Raw genomic sequence first — 6,939 nt, forward strand, 5'->3', positions numbered from 1 at the left:
TATATTGGTTTAACAACATCAGACGGTCCAATAAACTAAATTACACGACCCCTGTAAAATACAGAGATCGTGTAATGGCAACTATTTAAGATTTTCTAAAATGTCTAACTTTTCTATGGCACTTCAAATTAATGACAAGTTTTTAAAGCAAGCTTTGTGGAGCTTGGTTCACTGGAATATTAGAGTATGACTCCAATTCTGGCTGAATCCAAAGAGCCTTTCCGGGCCCGGATTCGCTGAATTGGAGTTTTTTTATTGGAGCTTAGAATTTAATAGAAGCTCATGAAAAAGTCGCCCCTTCCGTGATCTGGTCGATCATGGGATCACAAGCCGCCTTCATCATCCTCTTCATCTTCACCCTCTTGATTTTTGACTGCGTCTTGCGCTTGATCAAGCGCGACAAGCAAGGTCTGGTCAAAAACTAAAGCAAGCGAAAAGCCTTACTCCACACGGAGCAAGGCTTTTTCTTCAGATTGAACTATTTACTCTGCTAGTAGAAAGAAATAAATGCAATCCGTCTGCAAAAATAATTATCGCGCACATCATTAAGCACCAGACCGGTTTAATCTGGTCCAAAACAAGCCCGAACAAAGCATATCCCAAAGGTGAAAGTACGGCTACTACTGAACTGGTAGTCGCTCCAACTCTCCCTTGAAGATTAACCGGCACCTTAGTTCTGACATACATGGCATATGGCAAGTTTACCGCGGCCAAGCAGGCACCTACCACCAGCATGCAGATGCTAAAAATACCAGTAGCAAGCAACTTATTCGGACACAAACATGCTAAAGCTAGTATGATAAAGTCACCCGCTAAAATGATTCCAATTCTGCCGGTCGTCAGCAAATAATTCTTTGGCATCTTGAAAGAAGCTAACAATAGACTGACCAGAAGCATCCCTCCTGCGCAAAAGCTGTCCGCCAATCCATATAAATTTGCAGGGATTCCCAGTTCCTTCATCATAGCGATTGGCAAGCTGACCTCCAGGCCGCTTAAAGCAAAATTAGCAATCACGGCAAAAAGCAGTAATTCCATTAAATAGCGGTCATTTTTGAAATACCCTAAGCCATTTTTGATGGATAAGAGCCATGAATCACTGATCGCTTCCACTTCAACAGAAATCAAGCGGAAATCCAATAAAGCAATTGCCAGCAAAACCACGCTTTCACCAGCCAATTCAAGCAAAGCAATATTGGAGATGGCGACCGTCCCAGCCAGCAAACCGCCCAATATCGGTGCCAAAATAACAGCACCCGCGTCTGTCAGCTGTTCATAGGCAACTAATTTCTGCCGGTGTTCTGCAGCTACCATTGAATTCGTTGAAGCCTTATAGCTGGTCGATTGAAAGGTATCACAAACTGTCAGCACAATACTGCTGGCAACAATAATCAGCAGCCGTTCAGATAATGAAAGCTGCTCTCTAAATAGCGCTATAAACAGTATTACCGCTACAACGCTTGTTGCCTGGGCGATCATACAAATCTTTTTATGATCATACTTATCAACGCAGAAGCCGATTAAAAAACTCAAAAGCAGGTTGCTCAAAGGCCGAATCAAAAGCAACATGGAAAATAGCATGCTAGAAGATGTCTTTTGCAAAACATACACGCCCAGGCAAAAGGAAAAAGTCGCGCTCGTTAAATTACCGATTCCCAAACTGCTGATTGCCAGAAATAATTGCTTTTTTGATTTTTGCATATTTCACCTACCGTAAAGCCTAGATTTTGCTTTAAAATTAAAGCTAAATAAATTAAAGCATGGATAGCAGACTTACTTTTTTGGCCTTCTCATATGTGAGAAAAAAGCCCTAATTTTATTTTGGAGGAAAGATGGCAGCAATAAACTTCAAGCAAATTAGACAGATGCAGGGACTGACTTTAAAAGAAGCAGCAAGTGGCATCTGCTCTATTCAGATGCTGTCCCGGTGGGAAAACGGTACTGGCAATATGGACTTTGAAAAGACGCTCAAATTGCTTGAAAGGGTGAGCATTACTAGTTCAGAATACGTTCATCTGGCCAACTTAGACGATACTGATCAACTATCAGCTGAATTGCAGAAGGCATGGGAGCAAAAGAATCATACTCTAATTAAAAAAATCGCCCGAAATAGCTTGCGGGAATTCCATCTGACTTCAGATATCTTATCCTTAAACTACGGAGCAATTGCTTGCGGCCTTTATCATCGTTTAATAAAAGTCAATTTACTGGAGATTGATGAGCAAAACGCGCTTAATAAAGAGCTATCTGAGATTACGGTCTGGGGACAAGAAAATATTTCCCTGTTCTTTAACACCATTCAAGTGCTCAGTCCCAAAATGATATTTCAAATTTCTGCCCAATTAATTGAAAATTTGGATTTTGCCAAGCAAGCCGGGTCGGATACTTTTTACTTTGCCACGACCACTTTATTTGAAGCCGTCATCGCCTTGCTTATCAGCGATAATTCATCCTATGCCGCGAACATCTTAAGGCAGTTGAATCACTTTGATTTTCCTCAGCGCGAAACAATGTTGATCATTGGCCGGAAATTTTTAAATAGTTTGATAGACTGGCAAGAGCCGCAAAACGAACAAAGCATTTTAAAAATTATCGCTTTTCTGCTCGATATGGGACTGACAATGCAGGCCAAGAATTTCTTGCAAGTCTACAAAGCCGTTCGAAAGGTCAAAAACTAAAGCAAGCAAAAAGCCTTACTCCACACGGAGCAAGGCTTTTTCAGATCTTAAAAAGCAATGTGGCCAGCAGGCGCAAAAGCGCGAAGACCGCGAAGACCCAGATGCTGTCTTTGATCCCGCCTAAATAGTGGCGCTGGTAAAGAGTCATCCCGGCAGCCGCGGCAAAGAGTAGGATAAGGGATACGGCGGCCAGCCAGCTGCCCGGCCAGTAGATCAAATGGATCACAAACAGGCAAGCCAGGTAGGGCCAGGACCACTTCAGCCGCAGCAGGGTAAACTGCTTCCGGCTCAAGTGCCGGGTCAGCAAGAGCGGCTCAATCCCGGCCAGGTCCAGCCGCGGCAGCATGACACTGACCCAGTCAAAGAAGAGCAGGTCTCCGGACAAGATCTGGTCTCTGACGGCATAGGTGTAATAGCCCGTGTTCGCCAGATCCAGGCTGCTCCCCTTCAACTCAACGAAATGCTTTCTGGCCAGGACCAGAATCGCTGCTGTTAAAACAGCGTAAATAAAATAAGCGATATTCTTTTTATTTTTCATGCAGTTACACTCTTTTCTTTCCCGATATTCTTACAAACTGCATGATAGTGTTCTCTTTAGCCGCTGTCAACTGTTATCCGATTATTTATCAGCTTTCCGCGGGGATTTTGCTTCCTATATGCAAAAAATTAAATGCTCTCCAAAGGCTGCTTGCTCTTCGGTGGCAGGTAATCCCGGTCCAAGGCGGCCAGTTCACCGGCGGTCAAGACCAGGTCAGCAGCCGCCAGGTTGGCCCGCATGTGGGCAACTGAACTGGCTTTGGGAATGGTCAAGACCTGCCCAGTTCGCATGGTCCAGGCCAGCAATACTTGGTGAACGGATATGCCCCGTTTGTCAGCGATCTGCTTGAGACTGGCCTTAACGGGGATGGATTGTCCATCGCCGGAGTTAAAGGGTGAGTAGCCGATAAAGGCAATGTCGTGCTTCTTTTGCCAAGGCAGGAGGTCATATTCAACGCCCCGCTTGTCGAGATTGTAGAGGTCTTCGTTGGCAAAAACCGCCCCTTCTCCGGCGATATCTACCAGCTCCTGCATGTCAGCCGTGTCGAAATTGGAAACGCCCCAGTGGCGGATCAGGCCGGCTCTTTGCAAATCCTGCAGGCCCTTGACAGTTTCTGCTAAAGGATAATCGCTCTTCCAGTGCAAAAGATACAAGTCCAGATAGTCTGTCCCCAGCCGCTTCAAGCTGGCGGCCAGGCTTTTTTTCTGGTCATCAGGACTGGCATGCCAGGGGTAGAACTTGGAGATAAGGAAAAGCTGGCTCCGGTCCAGGTCCTTGATGGCTTCGCCAATCAGGCTTTCAGCCTGCCCTTCCCCGTACATTTCAGCAGTGTCGATCACGTTGACCCCGGCAGACAAGCCATACCTTATGGCCGCGATTTCCTCCTCCCGCCTGCTGGCATTTTCTCCCATGTTCCAGGTGCCCAGGCCTATCTGGCTCAGTTTTTCCCCTTTGACGGTCATGTATTTCATGCTCTTGCCTCCATATATTTCCTATTTTTCTGTTTTGCTTTATTCTTTCCATTTCTTCCCTCTAAGCATAGTACATAGGGAACAATTTTTGGAAAAAAGCACTTGGATTTTAGCAAGATTTATTGGTCTATACCTTGACAAAAAATCTCCACGGAACTAAAATGGACTATACCAATATGAGTGAGTTAAAAATAAGGAGTCGTGATCATCATGAAAGTTATCGTTGTGAAAAACGCCAGTGAATTAGATAAGCAGGCCTTTGACCTTTTGACAAAGTCGGTTGACGAAGGGGCTAAGACCTTGGGCTTGGCAACCGGGTCTTCACCAGTTGAGCTCTACCAGGAGATTGTGGCCAGCCAGCTCGACTTCAGTCAAATGACCAGCGTCAACTTGGATGAATACGTTGGTCTTAGCCCGGAAAACCCGCAGAGCTACCACTACTTCATGAACCAACATCTCTTCCAGTACAAGCCATTCAAGCACTCTTACCTGCCAGACGGCCAGGCAAAGGACATCCAGGCAGAGTGCGGCCGCTACAACCAGATTTTGGCGGAGAACCCGGTAGACTTGCAGATCTTAGGGATCGGGCAGAACGGGCACATCGCCTTCAATGAACCGGGGACGCCGTTTGACAGCGTGACTCATGAAGTTGCTTTGACGGAAAGTACGATCAAGGCCAACGCCCGCTTCTTCGACAGCATTGATGAAGTGCCAAAGAGCGCCATCTGCATGGGGATTGCCAATATCATGGCGGCTAAGGAGATCATCCTTTTGGCCAAGGGGGAAAGCAAGGCTGAGGCTATTAAAGCCATGGTTGAAGGGCCAGTAACTACGGATGTCCCGGCCAGCGTCCTGCAAAAGCACCCGAACGTTACGGTGATTGCCGACCAGGCAGCCGCTAGCTTGCTTAAATAAGAAGTAAAACAGCATACGCAAAAGGATCTGCCTCAACAGAAGGCAGATCCTTTTAGTTTACGTTTTCCGAAATCACCATATGGATGACTGGATTCCTAATCTGGTAGGGTTCTTTTAGACTATTGTTTCACGTGAAACGCCATCCCTCCTCCAGGCAAATTATTCCTCCATCATATAAAAAATCTTTTTGGAGAAAAAGCTTGCTAAACCACTATATCTTGCAATAAACTATGTAGAGCAACGTAGATCTAGTATAGTATGAATAGAAAGAGTGTGATCACCGTTATTGTCTTAAGTGGCCCAATTGGAGCCGGAAAATCCAGTTTAACCAGTATCCTCGCCAAGCACCTTGTCTCAACAGCGTATTACGAAGAGGTCAACAACAATCCGGTTCTGCCTTTGTACTACAAAGATATGAAGCGGTACACTTTCCTTTTGAACACCTACTTCTTGAACAAGCGGCTGGCTGAAATCAATGCCGCCGCCGGCAACCACAACGACGTTTTAGACCGGTCAATCTATGAAGACCTGCTCTTCTTCAACATGAACGTCGACAGCGGGGTGGCCGACCCAACCGAATACCAAATCTACCACGATTTGATGGACAACATGATGGAAGACGTGCCAGGCAACCCGCGCAAGAAGCCGGACCTCCTGATCTACATCCACGTCTCCCTTGACACCATGCTCAAGCGGATCGGCAAGCGGGGCCGGGAGTTCGAACAGCTCGACTCTGACCCAGGTTTGAAGGAATACTACCAGAACCTCCTGCGCTACTACGAACCTTGGTATGAACAGTATGATGTTTCGCCAAAGATGATGATCGATGGTGACAAGTACGACTTTGTCGACAACATCGATGACCAGGACCTGGTTCTGGACATCATCGACAACAAGCTGCGCGAAATCGGTAATTTATAATTGTTAGAAGGAACGTGATGACCGTTATTGTATTAAGTGGGCCCGTTGGGGCCGGTAAATCCAGCCTAACCGCAATTTTATCCAAATACCTGGGGACCAAGCCTTTTTACGAAAGCGTTGATGACAACCCTGTCCTCCCGCTTTTCTACAAGGATCCCCTAAAATATACCTACCTGCTGCAGCTCTTTTTCTTGAACACCCGCTTCCACAGCATTAAAAAAGCCCTCAGCGACGACAACAACGTCCTGGACCGGTCTATCTATGAAGATTCTCTTTTCTTCCATATGAATGCCGACATCGGCCGGGCTAATGACCTGGAAGTCCAGACCTACGATGAGCTGCTGGAAAGCATGATGAAGGAACTGGAACGGATGCCTAAGCGTCACCCTGACCTCCTGGTCCACATTAATGTTTCCTATGAAACCATGATCAAACGGATCCAAAAGCGGGGCCGGTCCTACGAGCAGCTCAGCTTCGACCCGACCCTGGAAGACTACTACAAGCGGATGCTCCGCTACTATGAGAAGTGGTACGACGACTACGACTACTCACCAAAGATGATGATCGACGGCGACCACTACGACTTCATGGCCAGCGAAAGCGACCGGACTGAAGTCCTAAACCAGATCACCCAGAATCTCAAGCAGGTCGGTAAGCTGCCAAAGAACTGGCATGCCGGTGAAATTGCGACTGAATCAATTGAATTTTCATCTTAAAAAGCTCCCCGCGGGGCAATGTCATTAAGTTAAGACATTGACTTTGAACGGGGATGCTTTAGGACACTCATCTAAGTTGAAGTGCCATAGAAAAGTTAGACATTTTAGAAAATCTTAAATAGTTGCCATTACACGATCTCTGTATTTTACAGGGGTCGTGTAATTTAGTTTATTGGACCGTCTGATGTTGTTAAACCAATATA

Annotated in this window: 9 protein-coding genes; 5 read left to right on the forward strand and 4 right to left on the reverse strand. The window is 46.1% G+C overall.

Annotated features, from left to right (window positions below; all coding sequences use genetic code 11):
- Positions 1-89, forward strand: an 89-nt coding sequence (locus Q0J41_RS08550; protein WP_326832072.1) for an IS3 family transposase, incomplete at its 5' end; no start/stop codon positions are given.
- Between the two features lie 379 nt (positions 90-468).
- Here Q0J41_RS08550 and Q0J41_RS05870 read toward each other — a convergent pair.
- A complete protein-coding gene (locus Q0J41_RS05870; protein WP_296227298.1) occupies positions 469-1,698 on the reverse strand; it encodes an MFS transporter in 1,230 nt (409 codons plus the stop codon).
- 131 nt (positions 1,699-1,829) lie between these two features.
- Between Q0J41_RS05870 and Q0J41_RS05875 the strand changes: the two genes are divergently transcribed.
- The gene (locus Q0J41_RS05875) at positions 1,830-2,675 is read left to right on the forward strand and encodes a helix-turn-helix transcriptional regulator (protein WP_296227299.1); all 846 of its coding nucleotides are present in this window, start codon (positions 1,830-1,832) and stop codon (positions 2,673-2,675) included.
- 40 nt (positions 2,676-2,715) lie between these two features.
- Here the strand turns inward: Q0J41_RS05875 and Q0J41_RS05880 are convergent, their stop codons facing one another.
- Together Q0J41_RS05880 and Q0J41_RS05885 are read right to left on the reverse strand one after the other, a co-directional pair.
- Entirely contained in the window at positions 2,716-3,213 is a 498-nt protein-coding gene (locus tag Q0J41_RS05880) for a hypothetical protein (RefSeq protein WP_296227301.1), read from the reverse strand.
- A gap of 128 nt (positions 3,214-3,341) precedes the next feature.
- Positions 3,342-4,184: an aldo/keto reductase gene (locus Q0J41_RS05885; RefSeq protein WP_296227303.1), complete on the reverse strand. Its 843-nt coding sequence runs from the start codon at positions 4,182-4,184 to the stop codon at positions 3,342-3,344.
- Positions 4,185-4,394: 210 nt separating this feature from the next.
- Here Q0J41_RS05885 and nagB point away from each other — a divergent pair, with 210 nt between their 5' ends.
- From nagB to Q0J41_RS05900, 3 genes are all read left to right on the forward strand, one after another.
- Complete coding sequence (gene nagB / locus Q0J41_RS05890; RefSeq protein WP_296227306.1) at positions 4,395-5,099, forward strand: glucosamine-6-phosphate deaminase; 705 nt, start codon at positions 4,395-4,397, stop codon at positions 5,097-5,099.
- Positions 5,100-5,372: 273 nt separating this feature from the next.
- Positions 5,373-6,020 (forward strand): deoxynucleoside kinase, encoded by a 648-nt coding sequence (locus tag Q0J41_RS05895; RefSeq protein ID WP_296227309.1) that lies wholly within the window; start codon positions 5,373-5,375, stop codon positions 6,018-6,020.
- 17 nt (positions 6,021-6,037) lie between these two features.
- On the forward strand, positions 6,038-6,736 hold the full coding sequence (locus Q0J41_RS05900; RefSeq protein ID WP_296227308.1) for a deoxynucleoside kinase: 699 nt from the start codon (positions 6,038-6,040) through the stop codon (positions 6,734-6,736).
- Between the two features lie 114 nt (positions 6,737-6,850).
- On the opposite strand, the gene Q0J41_RS08555 is transcribed toward Q0J41_RS05900, so the two are convergent.
- The coding region (locus Q0J41_RS08555; RefSeq protein ID WP_326832072.1) for an IS3 family transposase at positions 6,851-6,939 on the reverse strand (89 nt) is incomplete at its 5' end.

Source organism: uncultured Lactobacillus sp., assembly GCF_944327175.1.
Classification (GTDB): domain Bacteria; phylum Bacillota; class Bacilli; order Lactobacillales; family Lactobacillaceae; genus Lactobacillus.